The organism is Pseudomonas tumuqii (assembly GCF_013184545.1).
Classification (GTDB): Bacteria; Pseudomonadota; Gammaproteobacteria; order Pseudomonadales; family Pseudomonadaceae; genus Aquipseudomonas; species Aquipseudomonas tumuqii.
In genome coordinates this window covers 108896-133176 of record NZ_JAAOJA010000013.1, presented here as the reverse complement: position 1 = coordinate 133176, position 24281 = coordinate 108896, and the positions used below count along the sequence as shown (strand labels likewise).

General features: G+C 64.6%; 22 protein-coding genes. 9 read left to right on the top strand and 13 right to left on the bottom strand.

Annotated elements, in window-relative coordinates:
• The 6 genes from G9C89_RS20950 to G9C89_RS20925 form a co-directional block, all read right to left on the bottom strand.
• Positions 1–372: a response regulator transcription factor gene (locus G9C89_RS20950; protein ID WP_172151815.1), complete on the bottom strand. Its 372-nt coding sequence runs from the start codon at positions 370–372 to the stop codon at positions 1–3.
• The gene (locus tag G9C89_RS20945; RefSeq protein ID WP_172151813.1) at positions 369–3143 is read right to left on the bottom strand and encodes a sensor histidine kinase; all 2775 of its coding nucleotides are present in this window, start codon (positions 3141–3143) and stop codon (positions 369–371) included. The genes G9C89_RS20950 and G9C89_RS20945 overlap by 4 nt, the downstream gene beginning before the upstream one ends.
• A gap of 13 nt (positions 3144–3156) precedes the next feature.
• Entirely contained in the window at positions 3157–3357 is a 201-nt protein-coding gene (locus G9C89_RS20940; RefSeq protein ID WP_172151811.1) for a hypothetical protein, read from the bottom strand.
• A 435-nt stretch (positions 3358–3792) separates the two neighbouring features.
• Positions 3793–4674, bottom strand: a complete 882-nt coding sequence (locus tag G9C89_RS20935) for a ChaN family lipoprotein (protein ID WP_172151809.1) — start codon at positions 4672–4674, stop codon at positions 3793–3795.
• Between the two features lie 97 nt (positions 4675–4771).
• A complete protein-coding gene (locus tag G9C89_RS20930) occupies positions 4772–5539 on the bottom strand; it encodes a heme ABC transporter ATP-binding protein (protein ID WP_172151807.1) in 768 nt (255 codons plus the stop codon).
• The gene (locus tag G9C89_RS20925; protein WP_172151853.1) at positions 5539–6522 is read right to left on the bottom strand and encodes a FecCD family ABC transporter permease; all 984 of its coding nucleotides are present in this window, start codon (positions 6520–6522) and stop codon (positions 5539–5541) included. The genes G9C89_RS20930 and G9C89_RS20925 overlap by 1 nt, the downstream gene beginning before the upstream one ends.
• A gap of 235 nt (positions 6523–6757) precedes the next feature.
• Here G9C89_RS20925 and G9C89_RS20920 point away from each other — a divergent pair, with 235 nt between their 5' ends.
• Positions 6758–7075: a Rieske (2Fe-2S) protein gene (locus G9C89_RS20920; RefSeq protein ID WP_172151805.1), complete on the top strand. Its 318-nt coding sequence runs from the start codon at positions 6758–6760 to the stop codon at positions 7073–7075.
• A 219-nt stretch (positions 7076–7294) separates the two neighbouring features.
• Here the strand turns inward: G9C89_RS20920 and sfsA are convergent, their stop codons facing one another.
• Entirely contained in the window at positions 7295–8002 is a 708-nt protein-coding gene (gene sfsA / locus G9C89_RS20915; protein WP_172151803.1) for a DNA/RNA nuclease SfsA, read from the bottom strand.
• Positions 7992–9173, bottom strand: coding sequence for a pyridoxal phosphate-dependent aminotransferase (locus G9C89_RS20910; RefSeq protein ID WP_172151801.1), 1182 nt, complete (start codon positions 9171–9173; stop codon positions 7992–7994). The genes sfsA and G9C89_RS20910 overlap by 11 nt, the downstream gene beginning before the upstream one ends.
• Positions 9174–9370: 197 nt before the next feature.
• Between G9C89_RS20910 and dksA the strand changes: the two genes are divergently transcribed.
• The 5 genes from dksA (at position 9371) to G9C89_RS20885 (ending at position 13911) form a co-directional block, all read left to right on the top strand.
• Positions 9371–9814 (top strand): RNA polymerase-binding protein DksA, encoded by a 444-nt coding sequence (dksA, locus tag G9C89_RS20905; RefSeq protein WP_172151799.1) that lies wholly within the window; start codon positions 9371–9373, stop codon positions 9812–9814.
• A 90-nt stretch (positions 9815–9904) separates the two neighbouring features.
• A complete protein-coding gene (gluQRS, locus tag G9C89_RS20900; protein ID WP_172151797.1) occupies positions 9905–10792 on the top strand; it encodes a tRNA glutamyl-Q(34) synthetase GluQRS in 888 nt (295 codons plus the stop codon).
• A gap of 436 nt (positions 10793–11228) precedes the next feature.
• Entirely contained in the window at positions 11229–11759 is a 531-nt protein-coding gene (locus G9C89_RS20895; RefSeq protein ID WP_172151795.1) for a hypothetical protein, read from the top strand.
• A 292-nt stretch (positions 11760–12051) separates the two neighbouring features.
• Complete coding sequence (locus tag G9C89_RS20890; RefSeq protein ID WP_218575954.1) at positions 12052–13071, top strand: L,D-transpeptidase family protein; 1020 nt, start codon at positions 12052–12054, stop codon at positions 13069–13071.
• Between the two features lie 12 nt (positions 13072–13083).
• Positions 13084–13911: a M23 family metallopeptidase gene (locus tag G9C89_RS20885; protein WP_218575953.1), complete on the top strand. Its 828-nt coding sequence runs from the start codon at positions 13084–13086 to the stop codon at positions 13909–13911.
• Between the two features lie 241 nt (positions 13912–14152).
• Here the strand turns inward: G9C89_RS20885 and G9C89_RS20880 are convergent, their stop codons facing one another.
• Entirely contained in the window at positions 14153–15175 is a 1023-nt protein-coding gene (locus tag G9C89_RS20880; RefSeq protein WP_172151793.1) for an AraC family transcriptional regulator, read from the bottom strand.
• 139 nt (positions 15176–15314) lie between these two features.
• Here G9C89_RS20880 and G9C89_RS20875 point away from each other — a divergent pair, with 139 nt between their 5' ends.
• From G9C89_RS20875 to G9C89_RS20865, 3 genes are read left to right on the top strand one after another with little or no spacing between them, the layout of a single operon-like run.
• Positions 15315–16055 (top strand): SDR family NAD(P)-dependent oxidoreductase, encoded by a 741-nt coding sequence (locus tag G9C89_RS20875; RefSeq protein ID WP_172151791.1) that lies wholly within the window; start codon positions 15315–15317, stop codon positions 16053–16055.
• Positions 16056–16065: 10 nt separating this feature from the next.
• Positions 16066–17460 (top strand): VOC family protein, encoded by a 1395-nt coding sequence (locus G9C89_RS20870; protein ID WP_172151789.1) that lies wholly within the window; start codon positions 16066–16068, stop codon positions 17458–17460.
• The gene (locus tag G9C89_RS20865; protein ID WP_172151787.1) at positions 17457–18311 is read left to right on the top strand and encodes an SDR family NAD(P)-dependent oxidoreductase; all 855 of its coding nucleotides are present in this window, start codon (positions 17457–17459) and stop codon (positions 18309–18311) included. Before G9C89_RS20870 ends, G9C89_RS20865 begins: the two co-directional genes overlap by 4 nt.
• Positions 18312–18557: 246 nt before the next feature.
• On the opposite strand, the gene G9C89_RS20860 is transcribed toward G9C89_RS20865, so the two are convergent.
• The 4 genes from G9C89_RS20860 to dctP all read right to left on the bottom strand — a co-directional run bounded on the left by G9C89_RS20860 (position 18558) and on the right by dctP (position 24117).
• Entirely contained in the window at positions 18558–19727 is a 1170-nt protein-coding gene (locus G9C89_RS20860; RefSeq protein WP_172151785.1) for an iron-containing alcohol dehydrogenase, read from the bottom strand.
• Positions 19728–19735: 8 nt separating this feature from the next.
• Positions 19736–21124 (bottom strand): aldehyde dehydrogenase family protein, encoded by a 1389-nt coding sequence (locus tag G9C89_RS20855; protein WP_172151783.1) that lies wholly within the window; start codon positions 21122–21124, stop codon positions 19736–19738.
• Positions 21125–21384: 260 nt separating this feature from the next.
• Positions 21385–22758: a glutamine synthetase family protein gene (locus tag G9C89_RS20850; RefSeq protein ID WP_172151781.1), complete on the bottom strand. Its 1374-nt coding sequence runs from the start codon at positions 22756–22758 to the stop codon at positions 21385–21387.
• A 303-nt stretch (positions 22759–23061) separates the two neighbouring features.
• Positions 23062–24117, bottom strand: a complete 1056-nt coding sequence (gene dctP, locus G9C89_RS20845; protein WP_172151779.1) for a TRAP transporter substrate-binding protein DctP — start codon at positions 24115–24117, stop codon at positions 23062–23064.
• Between the last annotated feature and the right edge of the window lie 164 nt (positions 24118–24281).

Here is a 24281-nt window from a genome sequence, read left to right as displayed (position 1 = left end):
CTATTCGACCGCCAACTGCGCGCCGATCTGCGCCAGCAGCTCCTGGGTCGAGAACGGCTTGGTGATGTAGGCATTGGCCCCCAGCGCCAGGCCCTTGCTGATTTCGACCTCGCGGCCCTTGGCCGTCAGCATGACGATACGCATGTGCTGCCAATCCGGGTTCTCGCGGATCTTCTGGCACACGTCGAAACCGCTCAGGCGCGGCAGCATCACATCGAGCAGCACCAGGTCGGGCGGTTGCCGCGCAATGGCCTCCAGGGCCTCCTGACCGTCGTGCGCCACCAGCACCCGATAGCCGGCCTGCTCGAGCAGGAACTCCAGCGAGATGACGATGTTCGGTTCGTCGTCGGCGATTAATACGGTTTTGCTCATACTCCATACTCCGTCTCGCGGCCTGCGTCTGTCGCGGCCGCATTCGCCTGCCCCAGGGGCAGGGTAAAGGAAAAGGTCGCCCCCTGTCCGCGCGCACTCTGCACCCACAGCCGGCCGCCGAAGTGCTCGATGATCTGCCGGCTGATCGGCAACCCCAGACCGGTGCCCTGCGGCTTCTCGGTGAGGTTGTCACCGGCCTGGCGAAACTTCTCGAAGATGGTCTGCTGATCGGCCGGATCGATACCCGCGCCGTTGTCGCGCACATCCACCCGCAACGCCTCCGGCAGCACCTGCACGGCGATGCCGATGCGCCCCGCCTCGCGGTCGCAGAACTTCACCGCATTGGAGATCAGGTTGAGCAGCACCTGCAGCAGGCGGTCGCGGTCGGCCAGCACCGGCGGAATCTGCGCCGGCAGCTCGAGGCGCAGTTCCACGCCCTGCTCCTGCAGCAGCTGGCTGGTGGTGGCCTGGGCATCCTCGATCACCTCCTTCAGATCGAGCGCGGTGGTGTGCCATTCGGCACGCCCCGACTCGAGCTTGGCCAGATCCAGCACCTGATTGATCATCCGCGTCAGGCGCTCGCTCTCCTTGACGATGATGGCGACGAAACGCGCGCGCTGAGCCGGGTCCAGCTCGGGGTTGTCGTTGAGGATCTCGGAGAAGGCGCGGATCGAGGTCAGCGGCGTACGCAGTTCGTGGGTCACGGTGGAGATGAAGTCGTCCTTCAACCGATCGAGCTCCTGCAGCCGCGCATTGGCCGCGCGCAGTTCGCCGGTGGCGGTTTCAAGCTCGTGCGATTGCTGCTCCAGACGGCGGCTGTAGGCGATCACCTGCGAGGCTTCGTCGAGGATGCCGAGCACCTCGTCCATGCCCAGCGGCTCCTCCTGCACCACCGAGGCCAGCATCACCCGCGCCGAGGCGGCACCGATGGCGCCCGCCAGTTGCTGCTCGGCGAAGTGCACCAGATCCGCATCCGGCACCAGCTCGGCACTCGACGCCAGGCCCCGCTGCGCGGCGTAACCGGCGAAGGCCTCGCCGGCCCGCGCCGGACCGAGGAAGCGTCCGACCAGGGCGATCACCTCCGTCACCGAGGCGCTGCCGCGCCACAGACTGGAGCCGCGCCCGGCGACCTTGAAGGCATCGACGAACAGCAGCGCCTGGGCATGCTCGCGGCTGCTCTGCCGGCCGAACAGCGACACCCCGACATAGGCGCCAAGGTTGGCCAACAGGCTCCAGAACAGCGAATGGCCGATCTCGTCCAGTCCCGCCAGGCCGAACAGCGCCAGCGGCTTGAGCCAGGCGATGGCCAGCGGCCCCTGCTCGATGAAACTCAGCGGCAACCAGCCCGACTTGGCGAACGCCGGCAACAGCAGGGTGTACAGCCACAACAGAAAGCCCAGCGACAAACCGCTCAGGGCGCCGGCGCGGGTACCCTGCTTCCAGTACATGCCGCCGAGCATCGCCGGGGCGAACTGCGCCACCGCGGCGAACGACACCAGGCCGATCGAGACCAGCGCATAGGCCTCGCCCGCCGCGCGGTAATACACGTAGCCGAGCAGCATCAACAGCAGGATGGCGCCGCGCCGAATGCCCAGCAGCAAGCCCGAGAGATCCGTGCGCTGTGCCAGGCCGAGGGCCTTCCAGCGCAGCAGCAGCGGCATCGCCAGGTCGTTACAGATCATCGTCGAAAGCGCGATGGTCTCGACGATGACCATGCCGGTGGCGGCCGACAGCCCGCCGATGAACACCAGCAGCGCCAACCACTCCTGGCGCAGAGCCATGGGCAGGGTGAGGACGAAGGTATCGGCATCCACCGTGCCGGCGGGGAAATGCATCAAGCCGGCGAAGGTGATCGGCAGGACGAAGATATTGATCGCCAGCAGGTACAGCGGAAACAGCCAGATGGCCTTGGCCAGGTGGTTCTCGTTGACGTTCTCGACCACGCTGATCTGGAACTGGCGCGGCAGAAACAGGATCGACAGCATCGACAGAAAGATCAGCGAGCCCCAGGAGCCATAGGTCCCGGCAGGACCGCCGAGGGTCAGCAGCTGATCGACATCGGGCAACCGCGCGGCCTGTTCGAACAGGTCGGCGAAGCCATGGTAAAGACCGAAGGTGACATACAGGCCGACCGCCAGAAAAGCCAGCAGCTTGACCAGCGACTCGAAGGCGATAGCCGCCACCATGCCTTCGTGGCGCTCGGTCGCGTCGAGGTGGCGGGTGCCGAACAGGATGGTGAAGATCGCCAGCAGCAGCGCCACATAGAGCGCAGTGTCCTGCAAGGGGCCGAGCGCCTCGCCCTGGTTCGGCATCTGAATCGTCGGGTACTGCCAGAGGATCAGAAAGCTGCTGGACACCGCCTTGAGCTGCAGGGCGATATAGGGAATCACGCCGACCACCGCGATCAGCGTGACCAGCCCTCCGAGCAGCGCACTCTTGCCGTAGCGCGCGGCGATGAAGTCGGCGATCGAGGTGATCCGGTTGGCCTTGCTGATGCGGATCATCTTGCGCAGCACCAGCCAGAACAGCGCCGCCATCAGGGTCGGGCCGAGGTAGATCGGCAGAAAGCCGACGCCGCTGGCTGCCGCCCGGCCCACGCTGCCGTAGAAGGTCCAGGAGGTGGCGTACACCGCCAGCGACAGGGCATAGATATACGGATTGGCGATGATCGAGCGACCGGCATCGGCACGCTTGTCGCCCCAGTAGGCGATGGCGAAGAGGATGCCCAGGTAGGCGCAGGAGGTCAGCAGGATCAGGCCACCGAGCGGCATGGGCAGCGCCTCCTCATCGGTTCGAGCGCTCGACGACCAGGATCATCGCCACGATCAGCAGCGCCCAGGCGCCGAACAGATAGGCAAATAGCAGCGGAATACCGAATACCTCGCCGCCGCTATCGAAAAGCGCCAGCAAGGGATAGCTGAACAGCAGGCAGCCCAGCATGAACACGGCCACCAGCCGCTGTGCCCGCAGTGTGCGATTGGCCATAGCCCTTACCTCCTGGAGCTAAGTGTGGCCGATTATTCACCCCGCGCACTGCGCGACCATGGTAGGGGGCGCCAATTGGCGCGGGCCTTGGCGCAGAAGCGTGACGCCGCGGATGAGCCGTGCGGCGCGGTGCTGCAGCCGCGAAATTCGCGGATAAAGACCAGGCGTCCTTCCGCTCTCATCAAACTAAAAATAACTCGTTGTTTTATATATAGAAATTAGATCATGACACGAGCCCTGTAGGAGCCAGCTTGCTGGCGATCTGGCGATATCTGCAGATCAAAAGCATCGTCGGAGCGCCGAACCGCAGCAAGCTGGCTGCTACACAGTTTGCTGCGCGACAGCGCTCCGTCGAAGACGGCGAGCGAACGCCTACAAGGAGACGGATACCCCCGGCAACGCGTAACGTCTAGATAGCGGTGGCAAAACCAGCTGCTAGCCGGCGAAATCGGCGCAGTAGTCGCGCTCCGGCAACGCCGGGGTGTACCAGACGTAATCGGCGGCAGCGGCGCTGACCGGCTGGCCCACTTCAGCCAGCATCAGCACCAGACTGGCGGCTTTATCCCCCAGGTCAGCCAGATGCAGCGGCACGCCGAGGTCGCGCCGCACGTGAAAGCTGCCCGCGAACAGCAGGCTTGGCGGCGGCGCTGCCTGCAATGCCGTGGCCATGCGCCGGTCACGCTGCTGCTGCACGGAAAGCATGGCCGGCAGCTTGCTCTTCGGCAGTTTGCCGCAATGGGAGATGCCGATCTGCGCCAGCAAGGGTTCCTGCACCATCGCCGCCGTGGACAGTGCACCGCTCAATGCCGGACGCTTGCGATAGACCTGCAGTACTTGCGCGTGATCCAGATTGGCAGCCAGCAGCGGGTACGGCTGGGCAAGTGCGTGCTGCACAATCGGCCCGTACAACTTCCAGGGCCAGCCCGCTTGCCAGGCCAGTTCCGCCGGCAGATCGGCGACCGGCTGCCCCTCGGCCATACGTGCGCGCACCGCATCGACCTGGCCCTGTTGCTCTGGCGTGAGCATTTCCAGCAGCAGGCTGCCCTGCGCGCGTTGCGCCTCCAGCGCCTGCAGCAACCAAAGCTGCAGGGCATGATGATCGGGATTGTCATGCTCCTCGCCGACCAGCACGCGGGGTGCTGGAGCCAGTTGCTCGATCAGTTGCTGCGGACTCAGGCGCTGGCCCGTGCGCAGATCGACAATCTGCCCCAGGTCGGCGTGCTCGCGCCCCTCGGGGCTTTGCCAGGCGGGTAGCGGCGGCAGGGAGGCCTGGCAGCCGGACAAAAGAAGGGCGACGAATACTAGCAGCGTGCGCATAAGGAAATCCTTGGTGTTTTAGAGGGCTGACAGATCTGCCTGGGGTCTAGACAAAGAGTAGCAGCGAGGACACGCCAGGCCCACCGAGCGTGCAGATCTAGCGCGCGACGATCAGTGGATGCCCCCGTTGCGGATGGCGCTGCACCAGCACTTCCAGGCCGAATACCGCCTGCAGCGGCTCGGCGCGCAGAACCTGTTCCGGGCTGCCGAGGGCATGCGCACGACCGCGATCGAGCAACAGCAAACGGTCGCAGTAACGCGCGGCCAGATTCAGATCATGCAGGATCACCAGCACCGCCGCGCCCCGTTCGGCAAAGGCCCGGGTGGCTTGCAGGGTGGTGTGCTGGTGCAAGGGATCGAGCATCGAGGTCGGCTCGTCGAGCAACAGGATCTGCCCCTCGCCACCCGGCCAGAGTTGCGCCAACACCCGCGCCAGGTGCACGCGCTGACGCTCGCCGCCGGACAGGGCCAGGTAGCTGCGCCCGGCCAGATGGGCGGCATCCGCCGCCTGCAGCGCCTCGCCGACGATCTGCGCATCACGCAGCTGACCACTGGCATGGGGCAGCCGGCCCATGGCCACGACCTCTTCGACGCGGAAGGCGAAGTTCAGCGTCGAAGTTTGTGGCAACACCGCCAGCCGCCGGGCGCGCTCGGCGCCCGGCCAGTCGCCGAGGCGGCGCTGGTCGAGCAGCACCTGCCCGCGGGACGGCGGCAGTTCGCCGCAGAGCGCACCGAGCAAGGTGCTCTTGCCGGCGCCATTGGGGCCGAGCACGCCGAGCACTTCGCCCGGTTGCAGTGCCAGGTCGATATCGCTCAATACGGTACGGGAACCGCGCTGCACCGCCAGGTTTTCCGCTCGCAGCATCAGACCCGCCCCCGCAACAACAGATAGAGAAAGAACGGCGCGCCGAGCAAGGCGGTGACGATGCCGATCGGCAGCTCCGCCGGCGCCAGCAGCAGTCGCGCGGCCAGGTCGGCCAGCAGCAGCAGGCTGGCGCCCGCCAGTGCCGAGGCCGGCAGCAGCACACGGTGATCCGGGCCGACCAGCAGACGCATCAGATGCGGCACCACCAGGCCGATGAAGCCGATCATCCCCGCCGCCGCCACCGCGGCGCCGACACCCAGGGCGGTACACAGCACCAGCTCGCGCTTGATCCGCTCCACGCCGAAGCCGAGGTGGCGCGCCTCCGACTCGCCGAGCAACAGGGCATTCAGCGCCCTGGCCCGGCGCGGCAGCCACAGCGCCACCGCGATGGTGACCAGCAGCAGCGGCCACAACCGCTGGTAACTCGCACCATTAAGGCTGCCGAGGTTCCAGAAGGTCAGGGTGCGCAGGGTGGCGTCATCTGCCAGGTAGGTGAACAGGCCAATCGCCGCACCGGCCAGGGCGGTCAGGGCGATGCCGGCCAGGAGCATGGTCGCCACGCTGGTCTCACCGGCGCGGCGGCCCAGGCGATAGACCAGGGCGGTCACCCCGAGACCGCCGATGAAGGCGCAAAACGACAACAGATAAGGCGCGAAAACCTCTGGGAGGCCGCCCAGCGCCGCGCCGCCGACAATCGCGACCGCCGCGCCCAAGGCCGCACCGCTGGAGACGCCGACCAGACCGGGATCGGCCAAGGGGTTGCGGAACAGGCCCTGCATCGCCACCCCGCACAGCGCCAGCACCGCGCCGACGGTCAGGCCCAGCAGGGTACGCGGCAGGCGGATCTGTCCGAGGATCAATTCGGCCTGCTCCAGTTCGACGCCCCCCACCGGCAGGCCGAGCAGGCGCAGCGCCGCTTGCAGGGTATCGGCCAGCGGCAGGCTGACCGGCCCCAGCGCCAGGGATAACCAGAGCGCGAGCACCAGCAACAGGCCCAGCGCGATAAACAGTGAGCGCGGCTGAATGACAGGATTCATGGCGTGGGTTGGGCTTCTGCGGTCAGAGAGTGGCTGGCAGGATAAAAGGCTGCGCCGCAGGCCGCCAGTCAATCCCGCGCTAGCGCCAGCGCCAACCGCCGGCTTTTCTGCTCGGGCAGGCGCGCTGCGCTTGGCAAGCCGGCGCAGTCCGGGATAATGGCGGCCTATTCTGGAGATGCTGATGATGCGTTTATGCGCCCCGCATGAGCTGGCCGAAGGTCAGAGCCGGGGCTTCGTGATTGACCGCGAGAAGCTGTTCGCCGTGCGCAAGGACGGCCAGGTGTTCGCCTACCGCAACCGCTGCCCGCACAAGGGCATCAGCCTGGAATGGCTGCCGGACCAGTTTCTCGACCACAGCGCCAGCCTGATCCAGTGCGCCACCCACGGCGCACTGTTTCTCATCGACTCGGGCGAGTGCGTCGCCGGGCCCTGTGCCGGGCAATCGCTGCACGCGCTGACCTGCACGGAAAACCGCGAAGGGATCTGGGTCGAGTTGTAGCCCGGAGGCAATCCGGGAAGGCGCCGATTACCGCGCCCCACGCCATAACCTTAGACGCCGGTGCGCACGGCGCACCCTACGGTGAATGGCCGCAAAGTCGTAGCCCGGATGCAATCCGGGAGAACATCGACACCGCGCAGGGTGTGCGGGGCCGCCTAGGCTGTGCGCACCAATAAAACCCACGCCATGGCCTCGGACGCCGGTGCGCACCCGACGAATCTACAACTGCACCGCGAGCCGGCGCGCCAGGCGGATTTCCTGCGGGGTGATCTGCGCGCCATAGGCCAGCACCTCGACACCCGCGTTCACTGCCTCGCGCAAAGCCGCGGCGTAGACCGGGTCGATCTCTCCGGCCGGGCGCACCGCATCGATCTCCGTCAGGTTGACGCAATACAGCTGCACCGCCCGCACGCCATCACGCGCCAGCGTCGCCAGTTCGCGCAGGTGCTTGGCGCCACGTTCGGTGCGCGCATCGGGAAAAGCCGCGATCCGGCTGTCGGCATAGCCCAGGGTCACGCTCTTGACTTCGACGAAGGCGGCGCCGCTCGGGTAATCCAGGCGGAAATCGATGCGGCTGCGCTCCTGGCCATAGGGCACTTCACTCTTCAAGGCGGTGAAGCCGGCGAGTTCTGTGATCAGCCCACCACGCAGCGCCTCCTCGACCAGGCCGTTGGCGCGCGCGGTATTGATCACCGCCAGGCGACCCTGCGGGGTTTCGCCGAGCTCCCAGGTGCCCGGCAGCTTGCGTTTGGGATCATTGGAGCGACTGAACCAGACCCGCGCGCCTTCGCTCATGCAGTTGAGCATCGAGCCGGTGTTGGGACAATGAATGGTCAGCCGCTCGCCGCTGGCGCTTTCGATATCGGCCAGGAAGCGTTTGTAGCGGCGCAGCAGTCGGCCCTGCTCCAGCGCGGGTTCAAAGCGCATCGGGGCGCCAGGTCTTCAGGCCACGGGCAATCCGCTCGACGGCCTGCTGCAGACGCGGCAGATCCTGGGTATAGGAGAACCGCACATGCTGGCTGGCCAGGTGCCGACCGAAGTCCAGCCCCGGGGTGAAGGCCACATGCTCGGTCTCCAGGAAGTGCTGACAGAAGGCGAAGGCATCGCCGCCAAAGGCGCTGATATCGGCATACAGATAGAAGGCGCCTTCGGGCTCAACGGCAATCTTGAAGCCCAGCTCGCGCAACGCCGGCAGCAGGAAGTCGCGACGGCGGGCGAACTCATGTCGACGCTGCTCGAGAATCTCCAGGGTCGGTGCCTCGAAACAGGCCAGCGCGGCATGTTGGGCCATGCTCGGCGCGCTGATATAGAGGTTCTGCGCCAGCTTTTCCAGGTCCGCCACCGCCGCCTGCGGTGCCACCAGCCAGCCGAGACGCCAGCCGGTCATGCCGAAATACTTGGAGAAGCTGTTGAGCACGAAGGCGTCGTCGTCCACTTCCAGCACGCTGCTGGCGTCCACGCCATAGGTCAGGCCGTGATAGATCTCGTCGACCACCAGATGGCCACCGCGTTCTTTCAGCGCCCGGGACAGTCCGCCCAGCTCCTCACGGGACAACAGCGTGCCGGTCGGGTTGGCCGGCGAGGCAACCAACGCGCCGACGCTGTCCTTGTCCCAATGCCGGGCGACCAGATCCGCGGTCAGTTGATAGCGCACCTCCGGGCCTACCGGAACAAGCTGCGCGGCGCCTTCGACCAGGCGCAGGAAATGCCGGTTGCACGGGTAGCCCGGATCGGCCAGCAGCCAGTGCTTGCCCGGGTCGACCAACAGACTGGTGGCCAATAACAGCGCGCCGGAGCCACCCGGGGTAATCAAAATTCGCTCAGGGTCTATGCTCAAGCGATAACGCTGAGCGTAGAACCCGGCAATCGCTTCACGCAGCGCCGGTATTCCTCGCGCAGCGGTATAGCGAGTATGCCCGGCGGCCAAGGCGGCCTGGCCCGCGGCCACGATCGGCGCGGCGGTGGTGAAGTCCGGCTCGCCGATCTCCAGATGGATTACATCGACACCGGCGGCTTGCAACTGGTTGGCGCGAGCCAGCAGGGCCATGACATGAAAGGGTTCGATGGCGCGGCTGCGCGCACTGTAGGACGGGGCCATGGACCTGCCTTGATAGAGGTTGAGGCGCGGATTCTACCCAAGCCATGAGCGAAACGGCAGCAACCACGACAACCGGGAGTGGCGCGGCTGGTGTTGATCTGGTAAGTTCGCCCGCTTGCAGCCGCAGGGCCGGGTTTTTTCCCGGCAATGGACACCATCCTGCGCAGTGGACTAGAGAGAGTGAGAGGCGGTCATCCATGCCTACAAAAGCGAAAGCAAAAAGCAGTCAACTGATTCGTGGCTTCGAACCCTATAAAGAAGTCAAGGGTGAGGAGTACATGGGTGAGCCAATGCGCGCCCACTTCACCAGCATCCTCAACAAGTGGAAGCTGGAGCTGATGCAGGAAGTCGACCGTACCGTGCACCACATGCAGGACGAGGCAGCCAACTTCCCGGACCCGGCAGACCGTGCCAGCCAGGAAGAAGAATTCAGCCTGGAACTGCGTGCTCGTGATCGTGAGCGCAAGTTGATCAAGAAGATCGACGAAACGCTGCAACTGATCGAGGACAACGATTACGGCTGGTGCGACTCCTGCGGCGTCGAGATCGGCATCCGCCGTCTGGAAGCCCGCCCCACCGCCACCTTGTGCATCGATTGCAAGACTCTGGCGGAAATCAAGGAAAAACAGATCGGTTCCTGATCTGCTCTGGTCTGACCCAAGGGGTGCTGCGGCACCCCTTGTCGTTCCTCACGCACCAGCCAGCCGCCCGCAGCCTGTATATTCGTCCGCATGAACGCTCCCGCTTATATCGGCCGTTTCGCCCCTACCCCCAGTGGTTACCTGCACTTCGGCTCATTGGTCGCGGCGCTGGCGTCCTACCTCGACGCGCGCGCGGTAGGCGGGCGTTGGCTGCTGCGTATGGAAGACCTCGACCCGCCACGGGAAGTCCCCGGCGCCCAGGACGCGATCCTCAGCACCCTGGAGAGCTACGGCCTGCACTGGGACGGTGAGCTGGTGCGCCAGAGCCAGCGGCATGCCGAGTACCAGGCGCTGGTCGAGCGTTTGCTGCAACAGGGCCTGGCCTATGCCTGCACCTGCTCGCGCAAGCAACTGGAAGGCTACCACGGCATCTATCCCGGCACTTGCCGCGACGCCGGGCATGCGCCACAGAACGCCGCGATCCGCCTGCGCGTGCCGAACCTGAGCTACGGCTTTATCGACCGAGTGCAGGGCGAGTACCACCAGCACCTGGGCCGCGAGGTCGGCGACTTCGTCATTCGTCGGCGCGACGGCTTCTACGCCTACCAACTGGCGGTGGTGCTCGACGATGCCTGGCAAGGCGTCACCGACGTGGTGCGCGGCGCCGACCTGCTCGATTCCACCCCGCGCCAGCTGTACCTGCAGGAACTGCTCGGCCTGGCGCAACCCCGCTACCTGCATGTACCGCTGATCATCCAGCCGGACGGGAACAAGCTGGGCAAGTCCTACCGCTCGCCACCGCTGCCGAGCGACCAGGCCGCGCCGCTGCTGGTTCGCGCCCTGCGCGCCCTGGGGCAAACACTGCCCGGCGAACTGGAGCACGCCCGCCCACCCGAACTGCTGGCCTGGGCGGTCAGCCACTGGAACGTCGAGCGCATCCCGCACAGCCGCACCCTGGCCGAGACGCAACTGCGCTGATGCCGCGACACTCGTCCGTGCCGCCCAAAAAAACTCATTGCTGATGCGGATCGCCAGGCGCTGCTACCGAGCAACGTGGGAGGGGCTTTAGCCGCGAAAAGTCCTCGAAGCACCTGCAAATCTTCGCGGCTAAAGCGGATCGCCGCCCGCCCCCTCCCACGGGCTGCGGGCGCCTCCGAACGCTCCGACAACGGCCAGGCAAACCCTAACCCTCGATACCCCCCGGATTGCATCCGGGCTACGGGATTCAGGGGTTTCCTAGGAGCGGGCCATGCCCGCGATGCCTTTTGCGGGCAAGCCCTATCGCGGCCTTGGAACTGGGCGCCCCCGCCGCGCCTACGCCCTGCGAGGCTTGTGCATGACTTTCCGCGCGCCGAAACCACACATTTCCCTTATCCTTGCGCCCACTATTCAACCGCCCCCCAGGAGCGTACCGATGAAAGCCCAGCTCGAAGAATTGATCAGCAAGATAAGCTCGGGCTGCATGCTGGCCGAAGACGTCGCGCGCATCGCCGACGAGGCGGCCCAGGCCTACGCCGACCCGCAGGCCTTCCTCGCCGCCAACCCGGACATCAACTACGACGACAGCTTCCCGATCCCGCTCGGCGAGTGGGTGGTGGTCGGCAGCCTGCCGGATACCGTGCTGTTCCAGGCCGACAGCTACGAGCAGTTGTTCCAGCAGATCGTCGACTCCTTCGGCCCGCAGGTCAGCTTCGTGCTCAAGCCCAAGCAGCTGGTCAAGGTCGAGCCGCTCAAGGCGCTCAACCGCATCCAGGTGCAACTCGGCAGCCTGTCGCCGGAGACCGGCGGCTATGTCCTGGTGGACTTCAGCGAGGCGCTGGATGACGAACTGCAAGCCGTGCTGGTCTACCGCAACGACCTCGCGCGGGTGCTGGAGCTGGCGGTGGAAATCGGTATCTACGCCGCACCGGCCTATGAAGCGCTGAAAGCCGCCCAGGCCGAGTAGGCGCCGCCGCGGGCAGCATCGCCCCGCGCACGGGCCGTCAGGAACTCCTCCCCGCCGGCCCGATCAAATTACCTGTGAACACCTCGCTCGATCACCTCACGCCGCCAGGCGCGGAGAATGTCAGGGCCTTGGGCAGCAGGCGGGCGTTTTGCCCAAGTGCTTCTGCCTGTAACCACCATTACTGTGCATTAATGGCACGTCGATTCCTTATGACCTACAACACGCCAAAGGTGTGTCGAGCCTGCTCGAACACGCTGGAGTTCGCCCTGTTTGTTCGCTCGAGGATCGCATCTTGAACAGCAAAACCATGTTCACCTGCGCCGTCATGCTGGCCCTTCAGGCAGCAGCCGTGCCATTCGCACTCGCCACCGCCACGCCGCTCACCCCCGAAGACGGCGCCGCTGCGCCGTTGTTCACCGCCGAGATCGCCAACGACGCCAGCCTGCGCGGCGAGGTCGGCCCCAAGCAGCGCAACGTCGCGGTGCTGCGCGCACAGATCCTGCTCGATCGCGCGCGCTTCTATCCGGGCGAGGTCGACGCCAGTTTCGGCTCGAACACCCGCATCGCCATCAGCGGCTTCCAGAAAAACAACGGCCTGCCCGCCAGCGGCGTCATGGACGAAGCCACCTGGGCGGCACTCAACGCCGACATCGAGCCGGTGCTGGTGAGCTATACCATCACCGAGGCCGACGTTGCCGGGCCCTTCCAGCAGATTCCAGCCGACATGATGGCGCAGGCCCAGCTCGACGCCCTGGGTTACCGCGACCCGGCGGAAGCGCTCGGCGAGAAATTCCACGCCAGCCCCACGCTGCTGGCACAGCTCAATCCGGGCCGGGATCTGGGCCGCGCCGGCGAATCGATCGTCGTGCCCAACCTCGCCTCGGCAGCGCCCCTGGCCAAGGCCGCACGCGTGGTGGTCGACAAGTCCGACTCGACCGTCACCCTCTTCGATGCCGCAGATGCAATCATCGCGCAGTTTCCCGCCTCCACCGGCAGCGCGCGCGATCCGCTGCCACTCGGCGAGTGGAAGATCCTCGGCGTGGCGCGAAATCCGGAGTTCAAGTACAACCCCCAGCTGTTCTGGGACGCCAACCCCGCCCACGCCAAGGCGACCATCCCGCCCGGCCCGAACAATCCCGTCGGCGTCGCCTGGGTCGCCTTGTCCAAGCCGCATTACGGCATCCACGGTACGCCTGAGCCATCGAAGATCGGCAAGACCCAATCCCACGGCTGCATCCGCCTCACCAACTGGAACGTCGCGGCAATGGGACACGCAGTCAAGCCCGGGCTACCCGCCCTTCTGCAAGAGTAAGCGGATGCCGCCATGAAGAGCATTCTGATAGCTGCAGCGGGCACCCTCCTCGGCGCAGCGAGTCTGTGCATTTTCCTGCAGAACGAGCAGAACGACGTCGCCGCAACGAGCGCGCAAGTCAGCACCCTGTCCACACCCGTGACTGGCGAACCCATGCAGGATGCGCCGGCAACTGGCGCGCCCCCTGCGCCGGAACCGCTCGCCCCGCCGGCCGCAACGGCACTGGAACCGGTTGCGAGCACAGCCACCAGCAGCCTGACCCGCACCAGCGCAGCCGCAGCGACGCCAGCCGAGACGCCGGCCGACAGCCCGAGTCCACCTGAGCCGATCGCGCCCGAACCAATCACGGCCACCCCGGCGCCCGAAGACAACGCCGTTACGCCGACGCAGGCCGAGCCCTTGCCGGTGCACCCCGGTGCGCTGCTGATTCCCGTGACCGGCATAACCGCCGCGCAACTGCACGACACCTTCGACGACCAGCGCGGCAGCGAGCGCAGCCACGAAGCGCTCGACATCATGGCGCCACTGCAGACACCAGTAGTCGCGGTCGACGACGGCAAGGTGGTGAAACTCTTCAACAGCGTGCCCGGCGGCCTCACCGTCTACCAATACGACGCGAGCGGAACCTTCGCCTACTACTACGCGCACCTGGACAGCTACGCCGTCGGCCTGGAAGAGGGCCAGGAGCTCAAGCGCGGCGACCTGATCGGCTACGTCGGCGCCACCGGCAACGCCGACCCGCTGGCGCCACACCTGCATTTCGCCATTTTCCTGCTCGGCCCCGAGAAGCAGTGGTGGATAGGCACCGCGATCAATCCCTACCCCCTATTCCAACGCTGAGTCCGACGACTTGCACAACACGGGATCGCGGCCATAGCCCGAATAAGCCGCAGCGCATCCGGGATGGCGTAGCGCAGGCAACCCCAGCGGCAGGATCAGCTATTGCGGCACAGAGCTGTATGCTGCCCCCCGAACGGGATGGGGCAGTACCGATAGAGCACGCCTGAAAAGCCTTGGTGGCTTCAGCAAATGGCTCGAGAGTGAGGCCGGTTATCCGGGGAGCGGCAGTTCCGCGAAAAATTCATCGCCCCAGCGCTGCCCTGAATTCGCTCGGGGTCGTCCCACTCCAGCGCGCGAATGCCCTGACGAAAGCCGGCGGTTCGCTGTAGAAGAGCTTGAAGCTGATGGTCTTGATCGAGTCCCCGGAGTGACTTAACAGGTAAACCGCACGGTCGAACCGTACCTTGTCCACCAGCTCAGAATACTGCACCCCCTCCTCGCCCAAATGCCGTCGCAGGCTTCGCTCCGAACAGTTGAGTTTCTTGGCCATGGCGGCGGCGTTAGGGTAGAAGTCGATGCATAACAGGATGCCGTTCACCCGACCTTGCCAAGATAAGGGCGCACGCTGCGCCTGAGTCTCACGGCACAGCTGCAGGTACAGGTGATAGGCATGCGGATTGCGTCGTGCATTGCTTAAACGGCCAAGCTCGTTGTCGTAAGTCACGTAGGTGTGGTCATGGCCGAAGCTCACGGGACAATCGAACTCTGCCGGATAGCGTGCGGCGTCTTCTGGCGCTGGATAGCCGAATGCCACTGTGCATACATAGCCATCCGAGCTGGCGCCGAAGATGTCACGTAGCAATTGCCGTGTGGCGAGAATGTCACGGTCGATAAGGAACCGGTACAGCGCGGGCAGTCCACCTACCTGCCGGTAGCGAACGACCGACTGGCCGCCGGCGACGCTGCTGATCAGCTCGGGGACGATCCAGGGATTGGACAGCGGATAAAAGCGTCGCGCCAGATAGCCGGCGTGGCCGAGATCGATCGCGTTCGCCAGCAGCGCCCCCAGCACTCCGACACTGTTCACGTTGTACAGCCGACCGAGCTCCAGCCCGGCAGCCCCACCTCGATAGAGACGCTGAATGTTCTCGTAGACGGCCTGTTCCTGGCGGCTGTCGGGCACCGTTTCAGGCAAGGCATAGCTGTCGCCAGTCAGGCCGCTGCCGAGCAGCACCTCATCCAACGGATAACCCCAAGCACCCATCTGGGCGATGCAAAAGCAGAACGGGGCTTGGCTCGCGCAGGGAAAAACGGCTTGGCTCATGGCAACCCACACTGTTCTAAATGGCTAAATAAGCTCACCTTGGCCTCAATTATCAAGATAGTGGCAGGTTCTATCATCGCTTCAAGAGCCGTGCTTTGTCCTAATAGCCGAGACAAATAGCGGCCACAGGGCAGTTTCCATGAGCAAATCTGTATTTATCACGGGTGCGTCCTCCGGACTGGGCCGTCAGCTAGCGAGCGAATTCGCCAGGCGTGGTTATGACCTGGCATTGGCCGCCCGCCAGTTCGACGTGTTGCAACAGATCAAGGCTGAACTGGAGCAAGGTCACGGCGTGCGTGTACGGATCTATTCGCTGGACGTCAGCGATCCCGAGAAGGTGCGCGACACACTGAACATCGCCTGCGCCGAACTGGGCAAGCTCGACATAGTCGTGGCCAATGCCGGACTGGGCAGTGACGGGCGCATAGGTCGTATCGATTTCGCCAATACCCGCAGGATGTATGAAGTCAATGTGATAGGCGCCTGCGCCACCATCGACGCCGCCGTCTCTCTGTTCAAGACCCAGGGTCGTGGGCAGATTGTGGCGATGAGTTCAGTCGCCAGCTGGCGTGGCCTGCCCGGCAGCGGTGCCTACAGCGCGAGCAAGGCGGCGGTCAGCGTATACATGGAAGCCCTGCGGGCTGAAGCGCTGGGCAAGAACCTCACCGTGACCGTGATCTATCCGGGTTACATCGATACACCGATGAACAACCAACTCAAGCACCGGCCCTTCCTCCTGCCGCTGGCAGAGGGCGGCAAACGGATCGCCGATGCCATCGTGCAGGGCCGCAGGCGCGCGGTAATTCCCGGCTATCCCTGGTTGCTGCTGCGTCCGCTGCTGCAGCTGTTACCGACCACGCTGATCGGCAAACTCTTCTGAGCGAACAACCATGACCACCAATATCTGCCAGATCGCACTCAGTGTGCGCGACACCACTGCGTCCCTCCATTTCTACCAGAAACTGTTCGGACTCAAGCACGTCTTCGGCACCCTGTCCTTCCGCGGCAAGCAGGCCGAACGGGTACAAGGCGTCGCCGGCGCTGCATCACGGGTCAGCTGGTTGATAGACGACCGGGCGTTTTTCCAATTGGAACTGTTCGAATTCGAATCACCAGCTCCCACGCCCCTCGCAATCGAGGACGACGAGCGCATCGGTTATCGGCGCATCCTTGCACGGGTCGATTCATTGGAGCTTTTTGAAGCGCGCGCCCAGGCGCTCGGCCTGAAGCTGGAAACCCGCAGATCCGCTGAGCGCCGTTTCATTCGGGATCCAGACGGGATTCTCATCGAACTGATCGAGGACCGCTCACTGCTGGGACAGTCGTATCCGTACAAGCTTGCCGGCCTTGCCTTGGTAGTCGCCGACTGCATGCACAGCGTTACAACCTTCATCGAAGGGCTGGGTTTCGAGCGTGGCGACCGCGCAGTCGTGCACGATGCCGACACCATCGCCAGCGATTGTCTGGTCAAAGGCGATATGTGGCTGGAACTCCGCCAACCGGCGAATCCCAAGCCCAGACCGCCCCGATACAAATTGAGCGACATTGGCATCATGAACCTGGCCATCGGTTTTGCCAGCAGGGACAGCTTCGCCGAGCATTTCGAACGAGTGCTCGCGGCCGGCTTTGTCCCCAACTGCAAGCCGGTGGGCCAGCCGCAACGACTACAGTGCCTCTACGTCAATGACCCACAAGGCTTTTCGGTGGAAATGCTGTACTGCTCGCCGCAGCTTTATGCCTTGGTGGGATTCAGCGAGCCGAACCTGAAAGCCAAACTGCTCAACCGGCTGCGTGAGCGACAGGCCTACAAGGCGCTGGGTACCACTCGCGATAGTCTCTTCTCGCGGCAGATCAGAACCGAAATCGACATCGATGCGCCGACCCGTGCGGTGTGGGAGTGTCTGGTTGATTTCGAGCGATACCCGCAGTGGAATCCAATGCTGGAGATCCACCGGATCGATCGCCGGCCGGGCGGCTTGGTGGATTTTGCGGTCAAGCTGGGCAAGGGTCGCAAGACCCTGTTCCAGGCGCGCATCTGCAGTGACGATGCGCCAAACCGCTTCGCCTGGCGCGGCGGAAACCCCTTCACTGTAGCCGGCGAGCACTTCTTCCAGCTTGCCGAGAATGCCGATGGCAGCACCCGTTTTATCCATGGCGAGCGCTTTTCCGGACTCCTGTTGCCGACGCTCTGGCCGCGTCTGAGCCAATCGAAACGACTCTATCGACGTATGAACGAGGCGCTGCAACAGCGCGTCGGCACAACCCAGCACGGAGACGACAAATGAAAGACTTGAACGGAAAGGTCAGCATAATTACTGGGGCTGGCGGAGGCCTGGGCCGCGAACTGGCGTTGGCCTGTGCACGGCGTCGGATGAAACTGGTACTGGCCGACGTCGAGGCCGACAACTTGGAAGCGACTCGCGTCCTGGTCCTGCAGGAGCTGCCCAACACGCCCATCGCCACCTTGCAATTGGACGTATCCTGCTTCGAACAGGTCGAAGCGCTGTCGCAACTGACCATGCAACGCTTCGGCGCCGCTCACCTGCTATTCAACAACGCCGGCGTAGGCGTCACCGCGCCAATCTGGGAAAATACCGTCGCTGACTGGCACTGGCTAACCAACGTCAACCTCTTTGGCGTCGCCTGGGGCGTGAAAGCCTTCACGCCGATCATGCTCGGCCAGGGCGAGGGACATATTGTCAATATCGCCTCGGCGGCCGGCTGGATGTCCTCAGCCGGCAGCGGCATCTACAACGCCACCAAAGCGGCGGTGGTGGCACTCTCGGAGAGCCTGGCCAATGACCTGAAGATGGCCAGCAGCGCGGTCAGTGTCAGTGTGCTCTCACCAGCTTTTTTTCCAACCGCAATCATTGCGGCCGAACGCAACCGCCCGGCGGAATTCGCCGACGCTGCCGTCGACAGCGAGATGAAGCGTCTGTACGAAGAGCGTGTGAGACGAGCGGTGGAAGCCGGTAAAATTTCCGCCTCCGAAATTGCCGAAATCACCCTCAAGGGAGTGGAGGATAATCGCTTCTACCTTTTCCCTCATGGGTGGGTGCCAAGTGCGATAGCCCTGCGCAGCAAGCAGGCCCAAGAAGGTATAACTGCCTTCAATCCCCAGGCCTTATCAACCTGAGAGCAACCGCTGCATAGAACGGAGAATTAAACAGGGGCAGACCACGGTTATTCATGTCGCCTTTAAACAAGAAGGGAAGTGGGTTCAGTTTATTTATCAGCACCGTAGGGCCGCACCTTGGCGGGCTGTTCACTCCGCTCATGAGCGGCCGGTGCTCCGCTCCGCCCTACTCTCCTCGAGCATTCATCATTTGCGCTCAAGGCCTGACAAGCCTGTCATCTGCCTCCCGCATCAATTCACTCCAGCCTACAGGTTCCCGCGCAACGCCCTGCCAAACAACTGACTGTACTCGCTCGCACTAAAGGCAATCGGGTTGGTCCCCGCCGACGGGTCGACCTCGGCCATCTGCCCGACCTGCTCGAGGCGGCTGTCGTCGATGCCGATTTCGGCCAGGCTGTGGGGGATGCCGACTTCGTTGCGCAGGTGCAGCACCCAGTCGAGTACGCCGGTGAAGCCCGGTTTGGCCAGGTTGAGGTAGCGCGCCAGGCGCTCCATTTGTGGCTCGATGCGGGTGCGGTTGGCCTGCAGCACGTAGGGCATCAGCACCGCGTTGAGCAGGCCGTGGTGGGCGTCGTACAGCGCGCCGAGGGGATGGGCCAGGGCGTGCATGGCGCCGAGGCCGCGCTGGAAGGCGGTGGCGCCCATGCTCGAGGCCACCAGCATCTGCAGGCGCGCCTCGACATCGCTGCCCTTGCTCACCGCGCGCGGCAGGTAGTGCTGGACCAGGCGCATGCCCTCTAGGGCGATGCCTTCGGCCATGGGGTGGAACAGCGGCGAACAGTAGGCCTCGAGACTGTGCGACAAGGCGTCCATGCCGGTGGCGGCGGTGATCTTCGGCGGCAGGCCGATGCTCAGTTGCGGGTCGAGGATGACCAGGGCCGGGAGCATCCGCGGGTGGAAGATGATGCGCTTGATGTGCTCGGCGTCGTCGGTGATCACCGAGGCGCGGCCGACTTCCGAACCGGTGCCGGCGGTGGTCGGCACCGCCACCACCGGCGCCATGCCGGCGACGTCGACGCGGTTGCAGTTGTCGCCGACGTCTTCGAAGTCCCACAGCGGGCGGTTCTGGCCGACCATCAGGGCGATGGCCTTGCCGGCGTCCAGCGCCGAACCGCCGCCGAAGGCGATCACCCCGTCGTGGCCGCCGGCCTTGAAGGCGGCGACCCCGTCCATCACGTTGTGCCCGGTGGGGTTGCCCTTGATCGCCGAGAACAGCCCGGCCTTGAGGCCATCGTCGCGGCACTGCAGCAGGGCGTGGTCGATCAGCGACAGGGCCGCCAGGCCGGGGTCGGTGACCAACAGCGGCGCGCTCATGCCGAGGGCACGACAGGCTTGCGGCAGCTCGGTGATGCGCCCGGCGCCGACGCGGATCGAGGTCGGGTAGTTCCAGTTCATACGGTATTGATTCAGGTCCATGACGAGCCTCACAGCGTGGTCTTGAAGTGGAAGGATTTCGGCCGGGTCAGGTGCTCGTAGCCGATGCTCGACAGGCTGCAGCCGCGCCCGGAGTGCTTCACCCCGGTCCAGGCCAGGGCCGGGTCGAGGTAGTCGCAACGGTTGAGAAATACGGTGCCGGCCTCGACCCGCTCGGCCAGGGCCAGGGCGGCGTCGACGTCGCGGCTGAAGATGGCGGCGGTGAGGCCGAATTCGCTGTCGTTCATCAGCGCCAGCGCCTCCTCGTCGTCCTTGACCTTCTGGATGCCGACCAGCGGGCCGAAGGATTCCTCGGTCATCACCCGCATGCCGTGGTAGACGTCGGTCAGCACCTGTGGCGCCAGGTAGGCGGAGCCGGGGCGGTCGAGGGCGAAGCGGGTCGGGTCGATATGGGCGACCGCGCCCTGGGCCACGGCCTCGCTGATCTGCCGGCGGACGAAATCCGCCGCCTCGGCGCGCACCAGCGGGCCGAGGGTGGTTTCCGGGTCGTCGGAGCGGCCCAGCTTGTACTGTTTCACCAGCGCCACCGCCTGTTCGACGAAGGCGTCATACAGCGACTCGTGCACGTAGATGCGCTCGATGCCGCAACAGGATTGCCCGGAGTTGAAGAAGGCGCCATCTATGCTGGTTTCCACCGCATGGCGGAGGTCGGCGTCGGCGCGCACGTAGGCCGGGTCCTTGCCGCCCAGCTCCAGGCCGACGCTGATAAAGCGCCCCGCCGCTGCCCGCTCGACCATGGCGCCGCCCGGCACCGAGCCGGTGAAGGCCACATGCTGGATCGCCGGTGCCTGGATCAATTGCTCGGTGTCGGCGTGGCTCAGGTGCAGGTACTGGAACACGCCGTCGGGCAGACTGGCCTCGGCGAAGGCCGCGACCATGCGCTCGGCGCAAAGCGGGGTCTGCGCCGAGTGCTTGAGCAGCACCGCATTGCCAGCCAGCAGCGCCGGCATCACCGCGTTCACCGCGGTCAGGTAGGGATAGTTCCAGGGCGCAATGACCAGGGCCACGCCCAGCGGCTCGCGACGGATGAAGCGGGTGAAGCCGGGTTTGTCCGGCAACCGGATGTCGGCCAGGGCGCTCTCGGCGATATCGGCCATGTAGCTGGCGCGTTCGACGAAGCCGCGGATCTCGCCGGCGGCATAACGGATCGGCCGGCCCATCATCCAGCACAGTTCTTCGGCGAGCTGGTCTTCCCGGGCGGCGAAGGCGGCGATGGCCCGGCGGGCGATGGCCACGCGCTCGGCCAGCGGGGTGTGCTTCCAGCCCTGCTGGGCCCGTTCGGCCTTGGCCAGAGCGGCCTTTATTTCACTGGCCGAAGCCAGCTCACGCTCGACATACAGCGAACCGTCGATGGGGGATATGCATTGCAGTTTGCTCATTGCTCACTCCATAGGATGCTGTCTCGATCAACACGCAGATCCCATGTTCGCCTGCAAGGGCTGCGAGATCGTAGGGTGGATGACGCTTCACCCATCCACCAATAACAATGGTGGATGGGTGAAGCGTCATCCACCCTACCCTGACGAACATACAAGCCCGGATGCGATCCGGGAGGGGCTAATACCGCCCGGGCGACGGGTTTCGGGGGTTTCGTAGGAGCGCATAAAATCAGGATCCACGCACAGGGACTACCGGTCATTCAGATGATTTCAAAGTAGCGATCCAGCTCCCAATCGCTGACATGCCGACGGTATTCACGTTCCTCCCATTCGCGGCTGGCGGCGAAATGCTCGACGAACGGATCGCCGAACAACTCGCGGGCCGCCGCGGAGCCTTTCAGGCGCTGCGCCGCATCCCACAGGGTGCGCGGCAGGGCCAGCTCCGGCGGATGCTTGACCGCGTAGGCGTTGCCGACCACCGGATCGCTCGGCTGCCACTGCTGCATCACGCCGTACAGGCCGGAGCCGATGGCCACGGCGAGGGTCAGGTAGGGATTGCCGTCCGCCGCGCCGAGGCGATATTCCAGGCGCTGCGACTTGTCGCTGCCGGGAATCACGCGCAGCGCCGCGGTACGGTTTTCCACGCCCCAGGTGGCGTCGGTCGGCGCCCAGAAACCGGGGATCAGACGCCGGTAGCTGTTCAGGGTCGGCGCCACCATGCACAGGAACTCGGGCATCAGACGCTGCTGGCCGGCGAGAAACTGGCGCTGGATCAGGCTCATGTTGTGCGCCTGGCTCGGATCGTGGAAGGCCGACTTGCCGGTCGTCCGGTCGCGCAGGGAGACGTGGATATGCCCGCTCTGCCCCGGGTATTTGCCCGACCACTTGGCCATGAAGGTGGCCATCAGGCCGTTGCGCTGGGCCAGCACCTTCATGAAGGTCTTGAACAGCGCGCCCTTGTCCCCCGCCGCTTCGGCATGGTCATAGGCGATGGCGGCTTCGATCACGCCGGGACCGGTCTCGGTGTGCAGGCCTTCGATGGGGAAGTCCATCCGCTCGGCCAGTTCGAGAATCTCGTGGTACAGCTCGGCGTGCACCGAGTTGCGGATGGTCGAGTAGCCGAACCAGTCCGGGGTGAAGGGTTTGAGGTTGCGATAACCCTTTTCCCGCGCCGATTCCGGGGTTTCATCGAACATGAAGAATTCGTATTCCAGCGCCGCGAAGGGATCGAAACCCATCGCCTGGCAACGCTCGATCACCCGCCGCAGGGTGGCGCGCGGACACACCTGCTCGGCCTGCAGGTCGAACTCGCAGATGAACAGCAGCATGCCGTTCTCGAAGGGAATATCGCGGCAGGTGTGCGGCAGCACGCGCACCGGCGCATCCGGGTAGCCGGTGTGCCAGCCGGTGTAGCTGGCGTTGTCGTAGAGCTGATCCTTGACGTCCCAGCCGAGCACCACGTCGCAGAAGGCGAAGCCGCTGTCGAGGGCGGAGAAGAACTTGCTGCGGCTCAGGTACTTGCCGCGCATCACCCCGTCGTTATCGAACACACCGACCTTAACGTGACTGATACCGCGCTCCTCGACGATGCGCCTGGCGTCCTCGCTGGTTTTTACATCCCGCGGATTGAGCATATGCACCCCTTTTTTTGTTCTGGCTCTGTTGCTGTTGCCTGTTGGCCACATAGTGCTGGCCATTGCCACGATCTGCGCCCTGACGGGACATTTCGCGGCCATGGGCCGCGCTTATAAAGCCGACATCAACCCTTTGTTTTATATATAGAAATTAAATAAAAACATGAACCATGTAGGAGCCAGCTTGCTGGCGATCTTTTTAAATCAAAAGCATCGCCAGCAAGGACTAGGCGTCCCCCTGGCTCCTACACAGTTTGCTGCGCGGCCGCCGTGGCATGGGCACGCCGGCCAGCCCCCGCCCCGTCAGGAGTAGCGATAGGGCGGGCCGGCCTTGGCCATCAGCGCGTTGTACTTCTTGAAGATCTCGACGACCTTGGCCGCACGCGGGCTGGTCTTGGCGATCTCGTCCCAGAATTTCAGGGCCTCGGCCTCGACCGTGGCCCACTCGGCGTCGGGGATGGTGGTCAGTTGCAGCTTGCCGCCTTCGACCCGTAACTGCGCCTCGCCGCCCCAGTACCAGTGCTGGCGGTAGTAGTGGGAACTGTCCATGCACAGTTTGAACAGGGTCTTGAGGTGCTCGGGCACTTCGGCCCACTTGTCCGAGTTGGCGAAATAGGAGCCGATCCAGGCGCCGGAGATGTTGTTGGTGAGGAAGTACTTGGTCACGTTGGCCCAGCCGACGGTGTAGTCCTCGGTGATGCCCGACCAGGTGATGCCGTCCAGCTCGCCGGTCTGCACCGCCACCTCGACGTCTTCCCAGGGCAGGGTCACCGGGATCACGCCGAAACGGGAGAGGAATTTACCGGCTGTGGGAAAGGTGAAGATGCGTTTGCCCTTGAGGTCGGCCAGGCTCTTGATCGGCTCGACCGTGGCGAAATGGCAGGGGTCCCAGGCACCGGCGCCGAGCCAGGTGACGCCCTTGACCTCGCCATAGGCTTCCTCCCAGATCTGCCGCAGGCCGTACTTCTCGAACAGCACCGGCACGTCCAGGCTGTAGCGGGTGGCGAAGGGGAAATAGCCGCCGAACACCGAGACGTCCACCGGTGCGGCGATCGAGTCGTCATCGCTCTGCACCGCATCGATGGTGCCGCGCTGCATGGCGCGGAACAGTTCGCCGGTGGGCACCAGCTGGTCGGCGTAATACAGCTGGATTTCCATCTGGCCGTTGGCCGCCTGGTTGAAGGCATCGATGGACGGTTTGATCACGTGCTCGCCGAGGGCCGGGCCGGCATAGGTCTGCAGGCGCCAGGTAATCTTCTTCGGCTCCTGGGCATAGATATGCGCCGAACCCAGGGCCGTGGCGCCCACCGCGCCGGTGGTGACCGCCGCGGTCTTGAGGAAGCTGCGTCTCGTAGTCATGCTGGTATCTCCAAAGTGTCGATTCAGATGTCATGCATCAGCACCACTGCGACCCGGCCAGGTCGGTGCAAGGTTTTCAGGTGGGCAACTCGATCCTCATGGGTGGCGGTACCGTTCTGGTTCGTATCGACAATCCAACTGTATTTACTGCCGTTCCTGAATTC

Bases quoted from the DNA above. Each gene is read 5' to 3' on its own strand.
- G9C89_RS20950 (WP_172151815.1), bottom strand. From the start codon at position 372: ATGAGCAAAACCGTATTAATCGCCGACGACGAACCGAACATCGTCATC.
- G9C89_RS20945 (WP_172151813.1), bottom strand. From the start codon at position 3,143: ATGCCGCTCGGTGGCCTGATCCTGCTGACCTCCTGCGCCTACCTGGGC.
- G9C89_RS20940 (WP_172151811.1), bottom strand. From the start codon at position 3,357: ATGGCCAATCGCACACTGCGGGCACAGCGGCTGGTGGCCGTGTTCATG.
- G9C89_RS20935 (WP_172151809.1), bottom strand. From the start codon at position 4,674: ATGCGCACGCTGCTAGTATTCGTCGCCCTTCTTTTGTCCGGCTGCCAG.
- G9C89_RS20930 (WP_172151807.1), bottom strand. From the start codon at position 5,539: ATGCTGCGAGCGGAAAACCTGGCGGTGCAGCGCGGTTCCCGTACCGTA.
- G9C89_RS20920 (WP_172151805.1), top strand. From the start codon at position 6,758: ATGATGCGTTTATGCGCCCCGCATGAGCTGGCCGAAGGTCAGAGCCGG.
- sfsA (WP_172151803.1), bottom strand. From the start codon at position 8,002: ATGCGCTTTGAACCCGCGCTGGAGCAGGGCCGACTGCTGCGCCGCTAC.
- G9C89_RS20910 (WP_172151801.1), bottom strand. From the start codon at position 9,173: ATGGCCCCGTCCTACAGTGCGCGCAGCCGCGCCATCGAACCCTTTCAT.
- dksA (WP_172151799.1), top strand. From the start codon at position 9,371: ATGCCTACAAAAGCGAAAGCAAAAAGCAGTCAACTGATTCGTGGCTTC.
- gluQRS (WP_172151797.1), top strand. From the start codon at position 9,905: ATGAACGCTCCCGCTTATATCGGCCGTTTCGCCCCTACCCCCAGTGGT.
- G9C89_RS20895 (WP_172151795.1), top strand. From the start codon at position 11,229: ATGAAAGCCCAGCTCGAAGAATTGATCAGCAAGATAAGCTCGGGCTGC.
- G9C89_RS20885 (WP_218575953.1), top strand. From the start codon at position 13,084: ATGAAGAGCATTCTGATAGCTGCAGCGGGCACCCTCCTCGGCGCAGCG.
- G9C89_RS20880 (WP_172151793.1), bottom strand. From the start codon at position 15,175: ATGAGCCAAGCCGTTTTTCCCTGCGCGAGCCAAGCCCCGTTCTGCTTT.
- G9C89_RS20875 (WP_172151791.1), top strand. From the start codon at position 15,315: ATGAGCAAATCTGTATTTATCACGGGTGCGTCCTCCGGACTGGGCCGT.
- G9C89_RS20870 (WP_172151789.1), top strand. From the start codon at position 16,066: ATGACCACCAATATCTGCCAGATCGCACTCAGTGTGCGCGACACCACT.
- G9C89_RS20865 (WP_172151787.1), top strand. From the start codon at position 17,457: ATGAAAGACTTGAACGGAAAGGTCAGCATAATTACTGGGGCTGGCGGA.
- G9C89_RS20860 (WP_172151785.1), bottom strand. From the start codon at position 19,727: ATGGACCTGAATCAATACCGTATGAACTGGAACTACCCGACCTCGATC.
- G9C89_RS20855 (WP_172151783.1), bottom strand. From the start codon at position 21,124: ATGAGCAAACTGCAATGCATATCCCCCATCGACGGTTCGCTGTATGTC.
- G9C89_RS20850 (WP_172151781.1), bottom strand. From the start codon at position 22,758: ATGCTCAATCCGCGGGATGTAAAAACCAGCGAGGACGCCAGGCGCATC.
- dctP (WP_172151779.1), bottom strand. From the start codon at position 24,117: ATGACTACGAGACGCAGCTTCCTCAAGACCGCGGCGGTCACCACCGGC.